We start from the raw sequence: 19595 nt of genomic DNA on the forward strand, positions 1-19595 counted from the left end.
TGGCTGCATGGGTCGCGCAGAGAAATTTTCTGCATCGTTTTCGCGCGTTTTCGCGCCGCTGATCGATCTTGTGTACCCGCCGCGCTGCCCCTTGTGCGGGGTCGCGATCGCCGAGAACGGCGGCTTGTGCGGCAGTTGCTGGGCGGAGCTGGTGATTCCCGGCGAACCGGCATGCGCGAGCTGCTCGCGGCCGTTCCCGCCGGGCATTGCAGGCGGAACCACGCAATGTGCAGTCTGCCTGCATGATCCTCCTCGCCATGCGGGGATCGCCGCTGCGACGCTGTATAACGATGCTTCGCGGAGGCTGATCCTCGCCTACAAGCATGGGCGCAAGATCGCTTTGGCAGGGCAATTGGGGAGGCTGATGGCGGCAAAGCTGCCCGAGCCGGGCGAGGTACCGCCACTGCTGGTTCCTGTGCCCCTGCACCGCTGGCGATTGTGGCGGCGCGGCTTCAACCAGGCGGCGCTGCTCGCACATGAACTGACGCGTCACGGCAAGGGCGAACTGGCGGTCGACGCGCTGGTGCGGCGCAAGGCGACGCCGATGCTTGGCGGGATGCGGCGCAAGGCCCGCCAACGGGCGCTCAGCGGCGCGATAGAAGTGCCGCGACGCCGCGCGGAGCTGGTGAGGGGCCGCGACGTGATCCTGGTCGATGACGTGCTGACGAGCGGAGCGACAACGAGCGCCTGCATTACGGCACTACAAAAGGCTGGGGCAGTCACCGTGAAAATCTGCTGCTTTTCGCGAGTGCTCGACGAGTCGCTGCATGGCGATGCTGCTGCGGCGGTGACGATGAGGGCCCGGAAAACATAACGCCCGGGATCGATATGATCCCGGGCGCCACGTGACGAATTAACGCGAACCCGCCTCCAGGAAGCTAAGGTGACCTCCCCCTTGATGGCCACCCGGGTTCTATCCCTCATCGTTTTTCCGGAAGCGCTCAACCCTGATGGAGAGCGGCGTCCCGAATACCCCTGAACCTGGCACTTTTGCTGTACCGGTGTTCGGTTGGCGAGCTAAGCCCGCGCGCCGATTGGTCTCATCCAATTGCCGATCTTCAAAGTCTGAATCCGCTTCATCGTGGATTTTGGCTGCCATCTGTGGTTATCCTGCAACAAATCATCGCAGCTAACTACCTGTTCATCGAAGGATTCCCGTGTGTCCCACGCAGACCCCGGTGCTGACGCGGCAAACGAACCGCGCGACCAGACGCTAAAATTCCTGCCCAAGTTCGATTCGGACGGCTTGCTGACGGCCGTGGTGACGCATGCTCAAAGCGGCGAAGTGTTGATGGTTGCATTCATGAACCGCGAAGCAGTCGAGGCCACCCGCGATACCGGAATCGCTCATTTCTGGTCGCGCTCGCGCCAGTCGCTTTGGCGCAAGGGCGAAACTTCGGGCAACGAGTTGCGCGTCGTCGAAATCCTGGTGGATTGCGACCAGGATGCGCTGGTCGTACGCGCCGAGCCGGTCGGCCCAACCTGTCACACCGGAGCTCGTTCGTGCTTCTTCCGGCGGTTGGCAGGCGACACTCTCGTAAGGGTCAATTCTTGACGCTAACGTAAAGGTAAGTTAGTGCGGGGCATGGCCAGCCCAGCAGAAAATCCGCATCATGAGAATGACGAGCCCCGGCATGGCGGGGCGCATCTCGATCGTCCAGACAAGCATGAGCGCGAGCAGTATACGATTTCCGACCTGACCTCGGAATTCGACTGCACTGCGCGTGCATTGCGTTTCTACGAAGACGAAGGCCTGATTTCGCCCCAGCGGCTCGGCTTGACCCGCGTTTATTCGAAGCGCGATCGTGCCCGGCTTGCATGGATCATGCGCGCGAAGAACGTCGGCTTCAGCCTGACCGAAATCCGCGAGATGATCGATCTCTACGACCTGGGGGATGGCCGCGTCGAGCAGCGCCGTGTTACAGTCGAAAAGTGCAAGGCGCATGTCGCCAAGCTCAAGCGCCAGCGCGCTGATATCGATTCCTCGATCAAGGAACTGAGCGGCTTCATCCGCATGGTCGAAGAGCTCGATCCGGGCCGTTGAGGCCCACCAAGACCACTGCCGCTTACATACCAAGGATACACCGATGCCTATCTATACGGCCCCGACCCGCGACACCCGTTTCGTTGTCAACGAGCTGCTCGATCTGGCGAGCTATGGCAATCTGCCGGGCTTCGAGAACGCCACGCCCGACATGATCGACACGGTGATCAACGAAGCCGGCCGATTCTGCGCCGAAGTACTGGCTCCGCTCAACCTAGTGGGCGACCAGCACGGCTGCGTCCGGCATGATGACGGATCGGTCAGCACACCTCCCGGCTTCAAGGAGGCATACCAGCAGTTCCGCGAGAGCGGTTGGGGCACCGTTGCGCAGCCCGAGGAGTTCGGCGGACAGGGCTTCCCGCATGTGCTCGGCTTCGTGCTCGAAGAGTTCATGGGCACGTCGAACCAGGCGTTCGCCATGTACCCCGGCCTTGGCGCAGGCGCAGTCGCGGCGCTGACCGCTGCCGGCAGTGAAGAGCAGAAGTCGACCTATCTTCCCAAGATGGTGGCAGGCGAATGGCTCGGCACCATGAACCTGACGGAGCCGCAATGCGGCACCGATCTGGGCATGATCCGCACCAAGGCGGAACCCAATGGCGATGGCAGCTATGCGATCACCGGGACCAAGATCTTCATTTCTGCGGGCGAGCATGACCTGACCGAGAACATCATCCACCTGGTTTTGGCCAAGACCCCGGGCGCGCCAGACAGCACCAAGGGCATTTCGCTGTTCGTGGTGCCCAAGTTCCTCGTCAATGCGGATGGTTCGCTGGGGGATCGCAACGGCGTTTCCTGCGGCTCGATCGAACACAAGATGGGCATCCACGGCAATTCGACTTGCGTCCTCAATTACGACGGTGCCAAGGGCTGGCTGCTGGGTGAGGAGAACAAGGGCCTCGCCGCCATGTTCGTTATGATGAATGCCGCGCGCCTCGGCGTCGGCATTCAGGGGCTGGCACAGGCGGAAGTCGCCTATCAGAACGCGGTCGCCTATGCGCTCGATCGCCGCCAGGGCAGGGCGCTCACCGGCCCGGCGGATCCCGAAGCCAAGGCCGATCTGATTTTCGTCCACCCGGACGTGCGCCGCATGCTGATGGACGCCAAGGTATTCACCGAAGGGATGCGCGCACTGTGCCTGTGGGGCGCGTTGCTGGTCGATCTCTCGCATAAGGCGCCGACCGCCGAAGAGCGCGAACAGGCCGATGCGCTGATCGGTCTGATGACGCCGGTGATGAAGGGCTATGGCACCGACAAGGGCTATGACGTCGCCACCAACATGCAGCAGGTCTTCGGTGGCCATGGCTATATCGAGGAATGGGGCATGAGCCAGTTCGTGCGCGATGCCCGCATCGCCATGATCTACGAAGGCACCAATGGCGTGCAGGCGATGGATCTGTGCGGCCGCAAGCTCGGCTCGAAGGGTGGCGCAGCGATCCAGGCCTTCTTCAAACTGGTCGATGACGAGATCGCGGCGGCCAAGGGGAATGAAAAACTCGCCGTTCTCGCGACGCGCCTCGAAAAGGCGCTGGGCGAGCAGAAGGCCGCAACCATGTGGTTCATGCAGAATGCCATGGCGAACCCCAACAACCTCGGCGCTGGCGCACATAACTACATGCACCTGATGGGTATCGTCGTGCTTGGCCTGATGTGGCTGCGCATGTCGAAGGTGGCGCTCGAAAAACTCGCGGGCGAGCCCGAAGATAAAGCCTTCTACGAAGCCAAGCTGGTCTCGGCCAAGTACTATGCCGAGCGCTTCCTGCCCGATGCGGGCGCGCTGCGCCGCAAGCTGGAAGCGGGCAGCGAGCACATGATGGCGTTGGGCGCGGAGGCTTTCCAGACTGCCGCCTGATATCCACTACCAGAGCCCGAAATTGCGGGGCGCCTTGAGGAAAGGCGCCCCTTTTTCGTTTGATGGATTGTCGGACCAGACCCTATCCCTCTATCAGGTGGCGATAAACGAGCATCGATGATGCCGTTGCGATATGGGGGAATTGGGGATGTCATCGAGCGTTTTGCGGCGGCTCGCCGGTCCGGGCCTGATTTTCACCGGGGCCGCCATCGGCACCTCGCATCTTGTCCAGTCGACCCGCGCGGGCGCGATGTTCGGGGCTGCGCTGATTGGCGTGATCGTGCTGGCGAATTTCCTCAAATACCCCGCCTATCGCTTCGGGATCGACTTTGCGCATGCGCGTGGGCGATCGCTGCTCACCGGCTATCGCGAGTTGGGCTTGTGGGCGCTGGTGCTGTTCCTCGTCGCGGTGGCGCCGCTCGTGCCGATCATCTGGGCTGCGTTAGGGGCGGCGACTGCCGGGATCGTGACGGTAGTGATCGGGCCGATTTTGCCCGTGCCGATGCTCGCGTCGCTTATACTGCTGGCCGCCACAGCGCTGTTGCTGATCGGGGGATACAGGCTGCTCGACCGGGTCAATGCCATTCTGCTCGCCTTCCTCGTGGTCTCGACGCTGATCACGACGATCATGGTCCTGCCGCGGGTCGAATGGGGCACGCTGGTCGATTTCAGCTGGACGCGCGAGGTTGCGGCGCTGCTCTTCATCGTCGCGCTGGCGGGCTTCATGCCTAACCCGACCGACGTTTCCGTGCCGCTGTCCTTGTGGAAGATCGAAGCGGACCATTCGCTGCCGGAAGGCAGCAAGCCGACACTGGCCGAAACGCGCAAGAGCTTCTTCTGGCCCTATGTGATGACCGCATTCATGGCGGTGTGCTTCTGCATCATGGGGGCAGGGGTGATGCATCCGCAAGGGATCGCGCCGCTGGCCGATGCCCCGGGCTTTGCCGGGCAGCTCGTCGGGCTTTACCGCGAGGCGCTTGGCCCCGGTGCGGCCTTCCTCGCCGCGATTGCCGCCCTGTCGGTAATGCTCACAACGGTTATCGCCGGGATCGACGCATATGCCCGCACCTTCGCCGCTTCGCTGGCGGTGCTCGGCGGGCGTGAGGACATTTCCTATACGAAGGGCGAATACACCTCCTTCTGCCTCTTCTTCGTCGCGGTCGCGATCCTGGCGCTGTTCACCCTGCTTTCGGACCTGACGGGCTTCCTCGATTTCGTGACTTCGGCGAGCTTCGTGATCGCGCCCGGCGTGGCGCTGCTCAACCACCTGGTCGTGACGCGATGCGAAATGCCGGAGGAAGCCCGACCCACTCGCGTCGCGCGGCTGCATAATGCGACCGCCATCGTGGTGATGGGCGCGCTGGCGGTGATGTACTTCGTACTGATCTGACAGGATAGGCCACGCGAAAGCGGGGCTAGTCGAGAATTTCGTCGAACAGGCTGTGCATGGCCGCCCAGCTCTGGCGGTCGGCGCTGGAATTGTACGCCGGATTGGGCGAGCCATCGAGCATGCGCTGGTTGGTAAAACCGTGTTCGACGCCGGAATAGCTGTGGAAGTGCCAGTTCGCGCCGACACCGTCCATTTCCTCCCAGAAGTCGGTCACCTGGCTGCGCGGGACCAGCGAATCCGCATCGCCATGGCACACCAATATGCGCGGGCGGATCGAGTCGCGCGCGGGCAGGGGAGTCGCCAGCAAGCCATGGAAACTGACGACGGCTTCCAGTTCATGGCCGTCACGTGCCAGTTCGAGCACTGCCATGCCGCCGAGGCAGAAACCGATGGCCAATTGTGGCAGGCCTGGGTGCAGCTCGCGCAGCAGCTTGAGGGTGGCCCCAAGCCGCGTTCGCATGGCGCGCGGATCGGCCCGCAGGCGCCCCATCGCTTCGAAAGCCTGCTCGAAACTGGAGGGCGCATCGGGCCCGTAGAAATCTGCGATGAGCACGGCATAGCCCGCGTCTGCCAGCGCCTGGGCCTTGTCCTCCACGCCGGGGGTGGAGTTCATGAAGGTTGGGAAGACCGCGACCGCGGCCCGCGCCGATCCTTCGGGCCGCAGGTGCTGCGCGACCAGCGGCGTATCGCCATCGCGATAGTCGATCCGCTCGAACATGCTCATTCCACCGGCAGGAAATCGGGCACCGAGAGGTAGCGTTCGCCTGTGTCGTAGTTGAAGCCCAACACCCGGCTCCCAGCGGGAAGCTCCTTCAGCTTTTGCGCAATCGCGGCGAGCGTGGCACCGCTCGAAATGCCGACCAGCATGCCTTCCTCGGCAGCGGCGCGGCGGGCCATTTCCTTCGCGTCTTCCGGATCGACCTGGATTGCACCGTCGATCGCCTGGGTGTGAAGGTTGCCGGGGATGAAGCCCGCGCCGATGCCCTGGATCGGGTGCGGGCCGGGCTGGCCGCCGCTGATCACCGGGGAGAGGGTCGGTTCGACTGCATAGGCCTTCATGCCTGCCCAGTGGCGCTTCAACTCCTCGGCGCAGCCGGTCAAATGGCCGCCGGTGCCTACACCGGTGATGAGCACGTCAACCGGTGCATCGGAGAAATCGGCCAGTATTTCCTTGGCGGTCGTGCGCACATGCACCGCGACATTGGCGGGGTTGTCGAACTGGCTCGGCATCCATGAATTCTCGGTCGCTTCGATCAGTTCGTGCGCGCGTTCGATTGCGCCCTTCATGCCCTTTTCCTTGGGCGTGAGATCGAAGCTCGCCCCATAGGCCAGCATCAGCCGCCGCCGTTCGAGCGACATCGATTCGGGCATGACCAGCACAAGCTTGTAACCTTTGACCGCAGCCACCATCGCCAGCCCGATCCCGGTGTTGCCGCTGGTCGGCTCGATGATCGTGCCGCCGGGCTTCAGCGCACCGCTCTGCTCGGCATCCTCCACCATCGCCAGCGCGATGCGGTCCTTGATCGAACCGCCCGGATTGGCGCGCTCGCTCTTCACCCATACTTCATGGTCAGGGAACAGCCGGGAAAGCCGGATATGCGGGGTGCGGCCGATCGTCTCGAGGATGTTCGCGGCTTTCATGTCAGGCCTCCTTCTTCTTGAATGGCGGAACGCCACTTTCCGGCAGGAACTCTGGCGCAAAGGTTTTCGCCTGCCTCAGCTGCGGGAAAATCCACGCCCACACCAATGTTACCACTATCGCACCGGCGCCGCCGAACACAACCGCTCCGGTTGCGCCGAGCACTGCTGCGGCGAGGCCCGATTGCATCTCGCCCAATTCGTTCGAAGCCGAGATCGCCAGGCCGGAAATCGACGAAACACGCCCGCGCATCCGGTCGGGAGTGTTGAGCTGGACCAGGCTCGAGCGGATAAACACCGACACCATGTCAGCCGAACCAAGCAGGATGAGCATGGCGAGCGACAATGCAAAATTGCGGCTGAGGCCGAAAGCGATGGTCGCTGCGCCGAAGACCACCACTGCCCAGAGCATTTTCGGTCCAACGTTGTTCTCGAGCGGGCGCCAGGCCATCCATAAGGCGACGGCTGCGGCCCCCACTGCGGGCGCGCCGCGCATGATGCCGAGCCCCTCTGGCCCGACCATCAGGATATCGCGCGCGAAAACCGGCAACATGGCTGTAGCCCCGCCCAGCAATACAGCGAACAGGTCAAGCGTGATGCAGCCGAGCAGGAATTTCTGGCGCCAGGTGAACTGCGCACCCTCGATCATCTGCCGCACTGGGTGGGCAGGGGTTGCATCCTGCTCTGCGCGGACTGGCCTGACCGAAACGATCAGGCTTGCCGAGCACACCAGCAGGATGGCGGAAAGCGCATGCGGCAACCAGTGGGCCTCGGCAAACATGAAGCCGCCCGCCGCCGGGCCCGCAACGCTGGCGATCTGCCAGGCGATGCTCGACATGGCGATAGCGCGCGGAAGCAGCGCCGGTGGCACGATATTCGGTGCTATCGCACTCATCGAAGGGCCAACGAACACGCGCGCTGCGCCATGCATCGCTGCGAGTATGAACAGGATCGGCAGGTTTAGCCCGCCATTCCATGTCAGGAAGGCCAACACGCCAGCAATGGCGCAATCGATCAAATTGGCGAGTGCGGCGACATAACGGCGGTCAAACCGGTCGGCGGCCCAGCCTGCAACAGGCGTAAGAACGAACAGCGGGATGAATTGCGCCAGCCCGAGCAGGCCGAGCAGGAAGGCACCTTCCGATGTGGAATAGCCATAGTCGCTGCGAGCGATGTCATAGGCCTGATACCCGATCAGGACCACCATCGACATCGTTGCGAAGACTGCGAAGAAACGCGCCAGCCAGTAGCGCCGGAAATCGGGGATCGCGATCGGTGTCGCGGGTTCATCCTGCTGGCGGCTGAGGGTCTTGCTCACAAATGCGCAATGGCAGGGGCGATGCCCGCTGCCAAGGCGTCAAAAACTATATTGTCGGTAAACTGGGGTTATCAGCGCAAACGGCGCAGGCGCGGATTGGGCTGCAGCTCGTCGATGATTGCGATGAAATCGTCGAGGCGGATGATCCGCTCGAACTGGAACCCGGCACGCTCGTCGCGCGCCCAGATCACATAGGCTTCGATCCGGCCAACCACGGGCAGGCGGATGATCACGCGGTCGCCGCGCTGAAGGCCTTCGGCGTTGTCGACCATGAAGCCATGCGCGGAAAGATTCGCGACATGCAGCTTGAGATCGCCCAGGCGGCGATGTTCGGCCATTACCGGGAAATCGACCGGGTGACGCGCGGCACGGCGCAGGTCGGTCACACTGAGATTGGCTCCGGCACTCACGGTTATTTCCTCCAAGAAAGGCTCTTGAAGGCATGGTTGCCAGATAATCGCTGATAATTGGTAAAGACCGGATGCACCAAAACGGGGCGCGAAGCGGCTCTGCGCATCACCGCGAGATAACTTTGGCTGGTTTGCAGTGACTTACCGCGGTTAACGCGTAATGACGCCGTGCTTCTTCTTTCCGAGGCTGAGCTTGCGCTGTTCACCCTCGGCCACTTCGACGAGGAGGGCAGGGTCGCTGACCACTACATCGTCGAGCTTCACCGCGCCTTCGGCGATCTTGCGCTTGGCCTCGCCATTGGAGGCAGTGAAGCCGATTTCGGTCAGCACTGCGCCGATCCGCATGCCGTCCGCGCCGACGGCGAGAGTTGGAAGGTCTTCACCCGCTCCGCCGCCCGCGAAGGTCTCGATCGCGGTCGCTTCGGCAGCGCGAGCGGCTGCATCCCCGCGCACCAAGCTGGTCACTTCATTGGCAAGGACGATTTTCGCCTGGTTGATCTCCGCACCTTCGAGCGCTTCGAGCCGTGCGATCTCTTCCAGCGGCAGATCGGTAAAGAGACGCAGGAACTTGCCGACGTCGCGGTCGTCCACATTGCGCCAGTATTGCCAGAAATCGTAGGCCGGGAGCTGTGCTTCGTTGAGCCACACCGCGCCAGCGGCGGTCTTGCCCATCTTGGCACCGTCAGCGGTAGTCAGCAGCGGAGTGGTCAGGCCGAACAGTTCGACGCCGTCCATCCGGCGGCCCAGTTCGATCCCGTTTACGATATTGCCCCACTGGTCGCTGCCGCCCATCTGCAGGCGGGCGCCCATCGCTTGCGCCAGGTGGCGGAAGTCGTAGCCTTGCAGGATCATGTAGTTGAATTCGAGGAAGGTCATCGGCTGCTCGCGTTCGAGCCGCAGTTTGACCGAATCGAAGCTGAGCATGCGGTTGATCGTGAAATGCGTGCCGACCTTGCGCAGCATCTCGATGTAACCGATCCCGCCCAGCCAGTCGTAATTGTCGACCATCACCGCATCGGTCGGGCCGTCGCCGAAAGTGAGCAGGCGCTCGAACACCGTGCGGATCGAAGCGATATTGTCCGAGATCGTCTCTTCCGAGAGCATCTTGCGGCTTTCATCGCGCCCAGTGGGGTCGCCGATGCGGGTGGTGGCGCCACCCATCACCACGATCGGCTTGTGACCGGCCTGCTGCAACCGGCGCAGCATCATGATCTGGACAAGGCTGCCGATGTGGAGCGAGGGCGCGGTGGCGTCGAAGCCGATATAGCCGGGCACCACCTGGCTTGAGGCGAGCTTGTCCAGCCCCTCAGCATCGGTCAGCTGGTGGATATAGCCCCGCTCGTCGAGCAGGCGCAGGAGATCGGATTCGTAGGTGCTCATTTCGCGCTGGCCCCTAGCAGCGCTTTCGCCCGAGCGTAAGCCTCTTGCAGCATGCCCCGTGCCGCCATAGGGCAGGAAGCGATGCACTCGCTCGTTCTCCACCCCGATTGCCGGCCCGGGCCGATCGCTTCGGTCACTGCCAGCCTCACTCCCACTGCGGAGGGTTGCGAGGCCGAATTCCGCCTGCACGGCGCCATTTCCGCGATCCTCGTGCCCGAGCCTGCTCAGCCCGAACGGCGCGATTTCCTGTGGCGGACGACTTGCTTCGAGATCTTCTGGCAACCCGATGGCGGCAATTGGTATCGGGAGTTCAACCTTTCGCCGTCTTCCTGCTGGGCGTGCTACGATTTCGACGATTTTCGCCTGAATTCGCGCGACGGGCCGGCTGAAGCGATCGCCGTTGCCTGCTCCCATAACGAAAGCGAACTTGTGCTGCGCGCCAGCATCGCCGCCGAATTGCGCGATCCGGCGCAAGTGGCGCTCAACGCCGTTGTCGAGGACCTTGAAGGCAACATCCAATATTGGGCGCTCGCATTTCCTGACGGCAAGCCGGAGTTCCACAGCGACATCTGCCGCCAGCTGAGCGTGGAGCGAGGGGAATGAGCGTGCAGTTCGGGATCGATCGGCTGCTGGCCGAGCCGGAACTGTGGCGCGAGCTTGAGGGCAAGCGCGTGGCGCTGGTCGCGCATCCCGCTTCGGTTACGGCTGACCTTACGCACAGCCTCGACGCGCTGATCGCTGCGGGGATCAATGTCACCAGCGCGTTCGGGCCGCAGCACGGGCTGAAGGGCGACAAGCAGGACAATATGGTCGAGACCGAGGACGAGCTCGACCCGCAATACGGCATTCCGGTGTTCAGCCTTTATGGCGAACTGCGCCGTCCGTCTGGCCAGATGATGTCATCCGCCGACGTGTTCCTGTTCGACCTGCAAGACCTCGGTTGCCGGATCTACACCTTCGTCACGACGTTGCTCTACCTGCTTGAAGAGGCCGCAAAGTCAGGCAAGAGCGTGTGGGTGCTCGATCGGCCCAATCCCGCCGGGCGGCCGGTGGAAGGCACTTTGCTGGTGCCCGGACAGGAAAGCTTTGTCGGCGCGGCCACCATGCCGATGCGCCACGGCCTCACCATGGGCGAAATGGGCCATTGGTTTATCCAGCATTTCGGGCTCGATCTCGATTATCGCGTTGTCGAAATGAAGGGCTGGGAGCCGGACGGGCCGGGGCATGGCTGGCCCGAAAGCCGCGTCTGGATCAACCCGTCGCCCAACGCCGCCAATGTGAACATGGCGCGCGCCTATGCCGGGACAGTGATGATCGAAGGTGCGACGCTGAGCGAAGGGCGCGGAACCACGCGCCCGCTCGAAGTGCTGTTCGGCGCGCCCGACGTTGATGCGAAAGCGGTGCTGGCGGAAATGCACCGGCTTGCGCCCGACTGGCTGGCGGGCTGCGCGATCCGGGAATGCTGGTTCAGTCCGACTTTCCACAAGCATGCAGGAACGCTCTGCAACGCATTGATGATCCATGCGGAAGGCGCATTTTACGATCACGCTTCATTCCGCCCATGGCGACTGCAGGCGCTGGCCTTCAAGGCGATCCGGCGGCTCTATCCGGATTACCCGATCTGGCGCGATTTCCCCTATGAATACGAGTTCGAGCGGCTTGCGATCGACGTAATCAACGGCGGCCCCGCCTTGCGCGAATGGGTCGATGACCCGGCCGCGCATCCGGACGATCTCGACGCGCTGGCTTCGGCCGACGAAGCGGCATGGATCGCGACGGTAAGGGAACATCTGCTCTATTTCTGAATTGTGCAGGCGGGAAGCGCCTGAACTAGCGACAAAACAATAAGCGGCGGCGCCGCATTACGAGGGAAAGGAATGCGGATGGCATCCGCCGCAGAACAAGCGACAACGGCGCGGTCAGTCAGGGTCACATTGTGGATCCTGCTGATCGTCTACATCTTCAATTTCGTCGATCGGCAGATCGTCAACATCCTGGCAGAGCCGATCGCGAGGGAACTGCAGCTCAGCGACACGCAGATCGGGCTGATGACCGGTCTTGCCTTCGCCCTGTTCTATACCGTGCTCGGCATCCCTATCGCGCGCCTGGCTGACCGGCCGACCACCAGCCGCCCCAAGGTGATCGCTATTGCGCTGGCGACATGGTCCGCGATGACGGCCTTGTGCGGCCTGGCGCAGAACTTCTTCCAGCTCCTGCTCGCGCGCATCGGCGTGGGCGTGGGTGAGGCGGGCTGCACGCCGCCCGCGCATTCGCTGATCAGCGATAGCGTACCGCCTGAGAAGCGCAGCTCTGCGCTGGCGTTCTATTCGCTCGGCATCCCAATCGGCACTTTGCTCGGCATGGTGATCGGCGGCATTCTGGCTGACATGGTGGGTTGGCGCCACGCCTTCCTTATCGTGGGCCTGCCCGGGGTGCTGATGGCGCTGGTGGTGTGGTTCGTGCTGCGCGACCCGCGCCACGTCCACGCGCAAGCAGCGATGAAAGCCAGCTCGCATCCCCCGGCCATGCCGATGAAGGATGCGCTGAAGACCGTGATGGGCTCGCCCGCTTTCGTGCTGCTGCTCACCGCCGGTTCGGCGGCATCGTTCCTCAGCTATGGCAAGACGACCTGGACTACGATCTTCTTCCAGCGCACGCATGAAATGTCGCCCGGCGAAGTCGGCTTCTGGTTCGGCGTGATCAACGGGGTGGCGGGCATCCTTGGGACGTGGCTTGGCGGCTATCTGGCCGACCGTTTCGGATCGAAGAACCGCCGCCACGTGTTGAGCGCGCCCGCGATCGGCATGGCGCTGGCAGTCCCGTTGGCCTTTCTGGCCTATCAGGCGCAGACCTGGCAGCTGGCGCTGGCGCTGCTGTTCATCCCCACCTTGTTCAACTCGCTCTATTACGGGCCGACCTATTCCTCGGCGCAGGGCCTTGTGCCGGTGCGGGCAAGGGCGATTGCGGCAGCGACCATGCTGTTCTTCCAGAACCTGATCGGGCTGGGGCTGGGGCCGCTGTTCTTCGGCATGCTGTCGGACTGGATCCAGCCGACCTACGGCGCCGAAAGCGTTCGCTATGTGCTCTACGGCGCAGCGTTCCTGGGGCTGGTACCAGCCTATTTCTTCTGGCGCTGCAGCCTGCGTCTGCATGGCGAACTCGATCAGAAAGACTAAGGTACCGCATCGACTCGCGCGGTCTCTCCCTACTTTAAAGCAACTGGTCCGCTCGCTTGCGGTCGACAGGTTATTGCGTGGGTGCAGCCGCGCCTTCTTCACCCAACGGTTCAATGCTTGCTTCGCTGCCCTTGCCGCGAACGAGCACGCGTGTGCCGACTTCTACCCCGGCAAGGTTTACGCGATAGCGGGCGAGGTTGAGAGTCTTCCCGTCATCAAGCTTGACCGAAACCATATACTGGGTCGATTCCGGGTCATCTCCAATCACCCCAGCTTTGGCGCCGGCTTGGGAACCATATTTGAGCGCAGCCATACCGACGGGCCCTTTCATTTTCACGCCCGCGACCGTTCCGGCAAGGCCGCCCAGGCTGGTGCCGATGCTGCGCTTCTTCTTGGTGCCTTCTGTTTCATCCGCACCGCGATTCTCGATCGGCTCCATTGCCGTCACAATGCCGGTGCGGTCCTTCGCATGGGCGGGGACTGCAACAAGCATCTGTGAGGCGGCGAGCGCCACGAGCAGGGATTTCAACTTCAACATAAATAAGCTCCGAGGAGAGAATTTCATTTGGATTTGCGGGCCTTCGGGCGCCCCCAGTCCTTCACATGCGGGCGACAAGCGACGCCGTTGTAAGCGTAACGATGGATGATTCCGTCCTCGTTCGCGGCAAAGGTGATCGTGCAATGATGCTGATAGGGGACGTCGATCTTCTCGTACCCGACAACCGAGTTCTGGTAGATCGGCGTATCGACATTCCCTTGCCGTTGCACGGCCACCAGCTGAGGCCCGGACATGATCGGGTTGTCGTATGAATAGGCGTCCTGCCCGAAGTGGTATGTGTAGAAGGTCTCGCCGGTTGACTCGTTCTCTTCCTGCGTGAACCCGCGATCGACCGGCCATTGCACAAGCAAATGTGCAGCCGATTGGCCGATCCACGATTCCGCAACTGCACTGGTCGCCTTATCGGCCTTGGCCTCTTTGGTTCCCTGGGCTGATACGGGAAGGGCTAAAAGAGCGGTTGCGGCCGCAAAACCGCCGAATGCCATCCGAAGCATTTCGCAATCCTAATCTGTTTCACCGAAAATTCGGGCGCTTACGTCTAGGCGGCTTCATGGCCCCAGGTCCAATCGGGCGGTGTAGCAGTGCATCTTTTCGGATCGATCCGACTGGCCAAATCTCGGTCAAATTTTGGATCCGTGCGCAGGCTGTACCCATTCGACAAGCACGAAGCTGATCAGCATCAGCAAATACCAGCTGCCCAGCTTGGCGATGGAGACGGGTTCCCACCCGTCTTCCTGGCCCGGATAGTTCCACGCATTGGCGAAAGTGGCGATGTTCTCTGCCAGCCAGATAAACAGCGCCACCAGTCCGAAGCCGAGCAGCAGCGGCATCCACCGGTGCAGCCGGAAATTGCGGAAGTGGATGCGGGTGCGCCAGAACAGCACAGCTGTGAGTGCGAACAACGCCAGCCTGATGTCCACCGTCCAATGGTGAGCAAAGAAATTGACGTAGATTGCCGCCGCCAGCAGCCATGTCGCCCAGCGCGACGGATAATGGCTGAAGCGGAAGTCGAAAATGCGCCAGACGCGCGCGATATAGCTGCCGACGCTGGCGTACATGAAGCCGCTGAACAAAGGCACCGCGCCGATATGCAGCACGCTCGCTTCGGGGTAGGTCCACGATCCGGCGGCAGTCTTGAACAGTTCCATCACCGTGCCGACGACGTGGAACACAAGGATAACCTTGGCCTCCTCCCAGGTCTCGAGCCGGAAGGCGAGCATCCCCGCCTGGATGGCGAGCGCGCTGATCGTAAGGAAATCATAACGGTGGAGCGGCGCATCTTCGGGGTAGAATAGGTGCGTTCCCAGCAGCAGCGCCAGCAATAGCGCGCCGAACAGGCAGGCCCACGCCTGTTTGAACCCGAACAGCAGGAATTCGTACAGCCACAGCCGCCAACCGGTGCCGGGATCATATGCTTCGAGCCGCTGGCGAACCGCCAGGAAGCGCGAATGGGTTGGGATCAATGGCCCTGTTTCCGACTCAGCTCGCGCATGGCATCGTCGAGCCCGTCGAGCGTGAGCGGATACATCCGGTCGCCCATCAGCTGCTTGATGATCTTGGTCGACTGCGAATAGCCCCATTGCTTCTCGGGCACGGGATTGAGCCACACGCTGGCCGGATAGGTGTTCGCCACGCGCTGCATCCACACCGCGCCGGCTTCCTCGTTCATATGCTCGACACTGCCGCCTGGATGGGTGATCTCATAGGGGCTCATCGCGGCATCGCCGACGAACACGACCTTGTAGTCATGCCCGTATTTGTGGAGCACGTCCCACGTCTTGGTGCGTTCCTGCCAGCGGCGCTTGTTGTCCTTCCACACGCCTTCGTAGAGGCAATTGTGGAAGTAGAAGAACTCGAGGTTCTTGAACTCGGTCGTGGCGGCGCTGAACAGCTCCTCGCACAGCTTGATGAAGGGATCCATCGAACCGCCGACATCGAGGAACAGCAGCAGCTTCACGGCATTGTGCCGCTCCGGCCGCATGTGGATGTCGAGCCAGCCTTGCCGCGCGGTGCCATCGATCGTCGCGTCGAGATCGAGCTCGTCCGCCGCGCCTTCGCGCGCAAAACGGCGCAGGCGGCGCAGCGCCATCTTGATGTTGCGGGTGCCCAGTTCCTTGGTGTTGTCGAGGTTCTTGAACTCGCGCTTTTCCCACACCTTGATCGCGCGCTTGTGCTTGCTTTCGCCGCCGATGCGCACGCCTTCGGGATTGTAGCCCGAATTGCCGTAGGGACTGGTGCCGCCCGTGCCGACCCATTTGTTGCCGCCCTGGTGGCGCTTCTGCTGTTCCTCGAGCCGCTTCTTGAGCGTCTCCATGATCTCGTCCCAGTCGCCCAGCGACTTGATCTTTTCCATCTCTTCGGGAGTGAGGAACTTCTCTGCCACCGCTTTCAACCAGTCTTCGGGGATTTCGACCGGGTTTTGGCCGTAATCGGTGAGCAGGCCCTTGAAGACCTTGTTGAACACCTGGTCGAACCGGTCGAGCAGGCCTTCGTCCTTCACGAAGGTGGCGCGCGACAGGTAGTAAAACGCCTCCGGCGTCTGCTCGATCACATCACGGTCGAGCGCCTCCAGCAGCGTGAGGTGCTCCTTGAAGCTGGCGGGAATGCCCGCGGCGCGCAATTCGTCGACGAAGTTGAAAAACATTCGCGTGGTTTAGCCCGAGCATGCCTGCCGCGCCAGTATTTGCAGCACCCGCTAGCGAAATTAACGAGGCGCTAACCATGGGCGGTTACCGAGCTCTACGGGTAATTATCAGGGGCGTAATTCATGAAGCCGATTGCGATCGACACTGCCGGGGCAACTGCACTCGAGAAGATTCCAGAGAGTTGCGGCGATGTGACCGTTGGTTGCACCGATGTCGCGGGAATCGTCGAGGCGGTAATCCGTTCTTCGGAAACTCTGCGCGCGGAACATGCCGCGCTGCGCGGCACCGTTACCGCGCTGGAAGCCGACCAGGCCAAGGTCGCCGAAGCGAGTGACGAAGCGCGATTGCTGTCGGAACGCGCGATCGAGCGACTGGGCGAAGGCACTGCGCTGATCCACAGCTCGCTGGGCCAGATCAACGGGCTGCTCGAACTGGTCGAGGCGCTGTCGCAGCATGTCACCAGCTTCGCCGCGGCGATGGAACAGGTGCGCCGCAGCTCGAAGGATATCGAGCAGATAGCCGAAACCACCAATATCCTGGCGCTCAACGCCACAATCGAAGCAATGCGCGCAGGCGATGCCGGGCGCACCTTTGCGGTCGTCGCCAGCGAAGTGAAGAGCCTCGCCAATGACACGCGCAAGGCGACCGAGGAAATCACCACCACGATCGACGCGCTGGGCGGCGAGGCCGCGCAAGTGATCGAACGGATCGAAGCGGGTTCGAAAGCGAGCGGCGAAGCCAAGGCTTCGGTTGCGCGGATCGAACGCACCATCGTCAGCGTGGGCGAGCTGGTGGAAGAAGTCGACAAGCAGAACGACCAGATCGCGCGTTCGACCACCACCATCAGCGACCATGTGGAGCGCGTGCAGGACGTGCTCGACAGCTTCGACAATGCTGCGCGCGACAACGAGACGAAGCTCGAAAAGGCGCACAAGCGCATGGTAGAGCTGGAAATGACCGCTAGCGAAATGTTCGACCGGATCGTGCAGGCCGGGCTTTCGCCCGAAGACAGCATGATGGTCGAAAAGGGGCAGGGGATCGCGCGCGAAATCAAGGAACTAACCGAAGCGGCGATTGCATCGGGCGAGCTCGACTTGGCGGCACTGTTCGACAACGACTATCGCGAGATCGCCGGCAGCAATCCCAAGCGCTTCACCACCGCACTGTCGGAGTGGGCGCACCAGAAATGGCGCCCGTTCCTCGACCGTGCGAAGCAAAGCGACAGCCGCGTACTGGCAGCCGCCTGCACCGACATGAGCGGCTTCCTGCCGACGCACCTGAGTGAGCGTTCGCTGGCGCCCACCGGCAACATCACGCATGACACGGCTTTCTGCCGCAACGGCCGGATGATCTTCGATCCGATCGACGCCAAATCCAAGCGCAGCAATGCGCCCTACATGATGGCAGTCTATCGCCAGGAAGGCGACGGCCAGAGCTATATCGTGGTGCGCAACGTCTATATCCCGCTGGTGATCAACGGGCGGCGTTGGGGTGACTTCGAACTGGCTTACAGTTTCGACTGATCAGGGTTCGCGCCGGACCGGTACCAGCGAGTGCCGGCGTGGACCGCCATTGCCAGCCAGCCAAGCCCGATCATTGTCGTCGAAAGAGGCGCGATCCCGAACGGGTTTAGCATTCCCGGAACCAGCATGAGCGGAGCCGGGAGGCAGAGCAGGGCCAATAACCACCGACGCAAGCGGATGAAGGCCAATGCGGCGCCGCCGCAAGTCACCGCGAGCAGGCCGAACTTGATCCAGACTGGGTAGGGTAGCAGCGCCATTTCGGCGTAAGTGCCCGTGTTGCCCGCGACGAATTCCGCCACAATGCGGAACATCAACGCGTTTTCGACCGCGTCGGACAGTGCAGCGATCACACCCATCCAGCCGAACAGGCTCCACAATGAACCTGGCGATTCAGCTGAAATACCCCTGAAAAAGCTGAAGGTCAGTAAACCGTAAGCGGGCATCAGCAGGTAATCGAGACTATTGCCAGTGTTCATCCCGGCAATTCGCGCATCGCGCATCGGATCACCGATTTCGCCGAATACATGCGTCAAATGTTCGGGTTTGGCAGCGAATTCGAGCAACAGGACGGGGCGAATATCGCTGCCGGGCAGCGGGATCGCCAGTTCAGCAGGGAAATATTGCTGCATGACCAGCATCGTGGCCAACGTCAGCATGAAGAAAAAGAGCGTCAGCCGGTGATCGCCAAATCGCATGATATGAAATGCCTCAGCTAGGGTTGCGGCGAGCCATGAATGCCAGCCGTTCGAACATCATCACATCCTGCTCGTTCTTGAGCAGCGCACCGTGCAGCGGCGGGATCGCACTGTTGGGGTTCGAATCCTGTAACACGTCGAGCGGCATGTCCTCGTTCAGCAGCAGCTTGAGCCAGTCGAGCAATTCGCTGGTCGAAGGCTTCTTCTTGAGGCCCGGCACGTCGCGCAGCTCGTAGAAGATATCCATCGCTTTGGTGACGAGGTTCTTCTGGATGCCCGGATAGTGGACTTCGATGATCTCTCGCATCGTCTCGCGGTCGGGGAACTTGATGTAGTGGAAGAAGCAGCGGCGCAGGAATGCGTCCGGCAATTCCTTCTCATTGTTCGACGTGATCACCACGATCGGGCGTTCCTTCGCCTCGATCCGCTCCTGCGTTTCGTAAACGTCGAAGCTCATGCGATCGAGCTCCTGCAGGAGGTCATTAGGGAACTCGATATCGGCCTTGTCGATCTCGTCGATCAGCAACACGGGCAGCTCTTCGCAGGTGAAGGCTTCCCACAGCTTGCCCTTCTTGATGTAGTTGCGGATGTCATGGACGCGCTCTTCGCCCAGCTGGCCGTCACGCAGGCGGGCCACGGCGTCATACTCGTAAAGGCCTTGCTGCGCCTTGGTGGTGGACTTGACGTTCCACTCGATCAGCGGCGCGTCGATCGCCTTGGCGATTTCATGCGCCAGCACGGTCTTGCCGGTGCCCGGTTCGCCCTTGACCAGCAGCGGACGACGCAGCGTGACCGCGGCGTTGACCGCCACTTTCAGGTCGTCGGTCGCGATATAGGAGCTGGTGCCTTCGAAGCGGGTCGTATCGGTCATCGGTTTTCCCTTGGAACTTTCCGTTGGCGTTAAGTTACGCAACAGTTTGGCGCAAGGGTGTCGCTGCGGAAGCTAGCGAATTGGAGGGGCCGCCAGC

At 62.0% G+C, this 19595-nt stretch carries 21 protein-coding genes; 9 read left to right on the forward strand and 12 right to left on the reverse strand.

The features are described from left to right. The first annotated feature begins 7 nt into the window (after window positions 1-7). On the forward strand, window positions 8-814 hold the full coding sequence (locus ACUJ47_RS03165) for a ComF family protein (RefSeq protein WP_445537004.1): 807 nt from the start codon (window positions 8-10) through the stop codon (window positions 812-814). Window positions 815-913: 99 nt separating this feature from the next. Here the strand turns inward: ACUJ47_RS03165 and ACUJ47_RS03170 are convergent, their stop codons facing one another. Further along, window positions 914-1099, reverse strand: a complete 186-nt coding sequence (locus ACUJ47_RS03170; protein WP_445537005.1) for a hypothetical protein — start codon at window positions 1097-1099, stop codon at window positions 914-916. Between the two features lie 60 nt (window positions 1100-1159). Here ACUJ47_RS03170 and hisI point away from each other — a divergent pair, with 60 nt between their 5' ends. From hisI to ACUJ47_RS03190, 4 genes are all read left to right on the forward strand, one after another. Then, on the forward strand, window positions 1160-1555 hold the full coding sequence (gene hisI / locus ACUJ47_RS03175; RefSeq protein WP_445537006.1) for a phosphoribosyl-AMP cyclohydrolase: 396 nt from the start codon (window positions 1160-1162) through the stop codon (window positions 1553-1555). Window positions 1556-1585: 30 nt separating this feature from the next. Next, the gene (locus ACUJ47_RS03180) at window positions 1586-2044 is read left to right on the forward strand and encodes a MerR family transcriptional regulator (protein ID WP_445537007.1); all 459 of its coding nucleotides are present in this window, start codon (window positions 1586-1588) and stop codon (window positions 2042-2044) included. 43 nt (window positions 2045-2087) lie between these two features. Beyond that, the gene (locus tag ACUJ47_RS03185) at window positions 2088-3893 is read left to right on the forward strand and encodes an acyl-CoA dehydrogenase C-terminal domain-containing protein (RefSeq protein WP_445537008.1); all 1806 of its coding nucleotides are present in this window, start codon (window positions 2088-2090) and stop codon (window positions 3891-3893) included. Between the two features lie 148 nt (window positions 3894-4041). After that, window positions 4042-5283 carry a hypothetical protein gene (locus ACUJ47_RS03190; protein ID WP_445537009.1) on the forward strand — a complete coding sequence of 414 codons (1242 nt, stop codon included), beginning with the start codon at window positions 4042-4044 and terminating at the stop codon, window positions 5281-5283. A gap of 25 nt (window positions 5284-5308) precedes the next feature. On the opposite strand, the gene ACUJ47_RS03195 is transcribed toward ACUJ47_RS03190, so the two are convergent. The 5 genes from ACUJ47_RS03195 to tyrS all read right to left on the reverse strand — a co-directional run bounded on the left by ACUJ47_RS03195 (window position 5309) and on the right by tyrS (window position 10029). After that, entirely contained in the window at window positions 5309-6007 is a 699-nt protein-coding gene (locus ACUJ47_RS03195; protein ID WP_445537010.1) for a dienelactone hydrolase family protein, read from the reverse strand. Beyond that, complete coding sequence (gene cysK, locus ACUJ47_RS03200; protein ID WP_445537011.1) at window positions 6004-6924, reverse strand: cysteine synthase A; 921 nt, start codon at window positions 6922-6924, stop codon at window positions 6004-6006. The genes ACUJ47_RS03195 and cysK overlap by 4 nt, the downstream gene beginning before the upstream one ends. A 1-nt stretch (window position 6925) precedes the next feature. Next, the gene (locus ACUJ47_RS03205; protein ID WP_445537012.1) at window positions 6926-8239 is read right to left on the reverse strand and encodes an MFS transporter; all 1314 of its coding nucleotides are present in this window, start codon (window positions 8237-8239) and stop codon (window positions 6926-6928) included. Window positions 8240-8310: 71 nt separating this feature from the next. Continuing rightward, a complete protein-coding gene (locus tag ACUJ47_RS03210) occupies window positions 8311-8649 on the reverse strand; it encodes a PilZ domain-containing protein (RefSeq protein ID WP_354145473.1) in 339 nt (112 codons plus the stop codon). Window positions 8650-8799: 150 nt separating this feature from the next. Then, the gene (tyrS, locus tag ACUJ47_RS03215) at window positions 8800-10029 is read right to left on the reverse strand and encodes a tyrosine--tRNA ligase (protein WP_445537013.1); all 1230 of its coding nucleotides are present in this window, start codon (window positions 10027-10029) and stop codon (window positions 8800-8802) included. Window positions 10030-10110: 81 nt separating this feature from the next. Between tyrS and ACUJ47_RS03220 the strand changes: the two genes are divergently transcribed. The 3 genes from ACUJ47_RS03220 to ACUJ47_RS03230 all read left to right on the forward strand — a co-directional run bounded on the left by ACUJ47_RS03220 (window position 10111) and on the right by ACUJ47_RS03230 (window position 13205). Continuing rightward, a complete protein-coding gene (locus tag ACUJ47_RS03220) occupies window positions 10111-10632 on the forward strand; it encodes a hypothetical protein (protein WP_445537014.1) in 522 nt (173 codons plus the stop codon). 2 nt (window positions 10633-10634) lie between these two features. Further along, a complete protein-coding gene (locus ACUJ47_RS03225; RefSeq protein ID WP_445538846.1) occupies window positions 10635-11834 on the forward strand; it encodes an exo-beta-N-acetylmuramidase NamZ family protein in 1200 nt (399 codons plus the stop codon). 78 nt (window positions 11835-11912) lie between these two features. After that, window positions 11913-13205 carry a spinster family MFS transporter gene (locus tag ACUJ47_RS03230; protein WP_445537015.1) on the forward strand — a complete coding sequence of 431 codons (1293 nt, stop codon included), beginning with the start codon at window positions 11913-11915 and terminating at the stop codon, window positions 13203-13205. A gap of 70 nt (window positions 13206-13275) precedes the next feature. Here the strand turns inward: ACUJ47_RS03230 and ACUJ47_RS03235 are convergent, their stop codons facing one another. The 4 genes from ACUJ47_RS03235 to ACUJ47_RS03250 form a co-directional block, all read right to left on the reverse strand. Continuing rightward, window positions 13276-13770 carry a hypothetical protein gene (locus tag ACUJ47_RS03235; protein ID WP_445537016.1) on the reverse strand — a complete coding sequence of 165 codons (495 nt, stop codon included), beginning with the start codon at window positions 13768-13770 and terminating at the stop codon, window positions 13276-13278. Further along, on the reverse strand, window positions 13767-14249 hold the full coding sequence (locus ACUJ47_RS03240; protein ID WP_445537017.1) for a hypothetical protein: 483 nt from the start codon (window positions 14247-14249) through the stop codon (window positions 13767-13769). Before ACUJ47_RS03240 ends, ACUJ47_RS03235 begins: the two co-directional genes overlap by 4 nt. A 135-nt stretch (window positions 14250-14384) precedes the next feature. Beyond that, a complete protein-coding gene (locus ACUJ47_RS03245; protein WP_445538847.1) occupies window positions 14385-15224 on the reverse strand; it encodes a DUF817 domain-containing protein in 840 nt (279 codons plus the stop codon). Continuing rightward, a complete protein-coding gene (locus ACUJ47_RS03250; protein WP_445537018.1) occupies window positions 15224-16408 on the reverse strand; it encodes a vWA domain-containing protein in 1185 nt (394 codons plus the stop codon). The genes ACUJ47_RS03245 and ACUJ47_RS03250 overlap by 1 nt, the downstream gene beginning before the upstream one ends. 123 nt (window positions 16409-16531) lie before the next feature. Between ACUJ47_RS03250 and ACUJ47_RS03255 the strand changes: the two genes are divergently transcribed. Further along, window positions 16532-17932: a methyl-accepting chemotaxis protein gene (locus tag ACUJ47_RS03255; protein ID WP_445537019.1), complete on the forward strand. Its 1401-nt coding sequence runs from the start codon at window positions 16532-16534 to the stop codon at window positions 17930-17932. Here the strand turns inward: ACUJ47_RS03255 and ACUJ47_RS03260 are convergent. Continuing rightward, window positions 17917-18627, reverse strand: coding sequence for a hypothetical protein (locus tag ACUJ47_RS03260; protein ID WP_445537020.1), 711 nt, complete (start codon window positions 18625-18627; stop codon window positions 17917-17919). The genes ACUJ47_RS03255 and ACUJ47_RS03260 overlap by 16 nt on opposite strands. A gap of 13 nt (window positions 18628-18640) precedes the next feature. Next, window positions 18641-19498 (reverse strand): AAA family ATPase, encoded by an 858-nt coding sequence (locus ACUJ47_RS03265; RefSeq protein ID WP_354145465.1) that lies wholly within the window; start codon window positions 19496-19498, stop codon window positions 18641-18643. Between the last annotated feature and the right edge of the window lie 97 nt (window positions 19499-19595).

The organism is Altererythrobacter sp. Z27, from assembly GCF_052683155.1.

What these genes read in the sequence shown, in the direction of transcription:
- ACUJ47_RS03165 (WP_445537004.1), top strand. Translation starts at nt 8, where the DNA reads ATGGGTCGCGCAGAGAAATTTTCTGCATCGTTTTCGCGCGTTTTCGCG.
- ACUJ47_RS03170 (WP_445537005.1), bottom strand. Translation starts at nt 1,099, where the DNA reads ATGGCAGCCAAAATCCACGATGAAGCGGATTCAGACTTTGAAGATCGG.
- ACUJ47_RS03180 (WP_445537007.1), top strand. Translation starts at nt 1,586, where the DNA reads ATGGCCAGCCCAGCAGAAAATCCGCATCATGAGAATGACGAGCCCCGG.
- ACUJ47_RS03185 (WP_445537008.1), top strand. Translation starts at nt 2,088, where the DNA reads ATGCCTATCTATACGGCCCCGACCCGCGACACCCGTTTCGTTGTCAAC.
- ACUJ47_RS03190 (WP_445537009.1), top strand. Translation starts at nt 4,042, where the DNA reads ATGTCATCGAGCGTTTTGCGGCGGCTCGCCGGTCCGGGCCTGATTTTC.
- ACUJ47_RS03195 (WP_445537010.1), bottom strand. Translation starts at nt 6,007, where the DNA reads ATGAGCATGTTCGAGCGGATCGACTATCGCGATGGCGATACGCCGCTG.
- cysK (WP_445537011.1), bottom strand. Translation starts at nt 6,924, where the DNA reads ATGAAAGCCGCGAACATCCTCGAGACGATCGGCCGCACCCCGCATATC.
- tyrS (WP_445537013.1), bottom strand. Translation starts at nt 10,029, where the DNA reads ATGAGCACCTACGAATCCGATCTCCTGCGCCTGCTCGACGAGCGGGGC.
- ACUJ47_RS03220 (WP_445537014.1), top strand. Translation starts at nt 10,111, where the DNA reads ATGCACTCGCTCGTTCTCCACCCCGATTGCCGGCCCGGGCCGATCGCT.
- ACUJ47_RS03230 (WP_445537015.1), top strand. Translation starts at nt 11,913, where the DNA reads ATGGCATCCGCCGCAGAACAAGCGACAACGGCGCGGTCAGTCAGGGTC.
- ACUJ47_RS03235 (WP_445537016.1), bottom strand. Translation starts at nt 13,770, where the DNA reads ATGAAATTCTCTCCTCGGAGCTTATTTATGTTGAAGTTGAAATCCCTG.
- ACUJ47_RS03240 (WP_445537017.1), bottom strand. Translation starts at nt 14,249, where the DNA reads ATGGCATTCGGCGGTTTTGCGGCCGCAACCGCTCTTTTAGCCCTTCCC.
- ACUJ47_RS03250 (WP_445537018.1), bottom strand. Translation starts at nt 16,408, where the DNA reads ATGTTTTTCAACTTCGTCGACGAATTGCGCGCCGCGGGCATTCCCGCC.
- ACUJ47_RS03255 (WP_445537019.1), top strand. Translation starts at nt 16,532, where the DNA reads ATGAAGCCGATTGCGATCGACACTGCCGGGGCAACTGCACTCGAGAAG.
- ACUJ47_RS03260 (WP_445537020.1), bottom strand. Translation starts at nt 18,627, where the DNA reads ATGCGATTTGGCGATCACCGGCTGACGCTCTTTTTCTTCATGCTGACG.
- ACUJ47_RS03265 (WP_354145465.1), bottom strand. Translation starts at nt 19,498, where the DNA reads ATGACCGATACGACCCGCTTCGAAGGCACCAGCTCCTATATCGCGACC.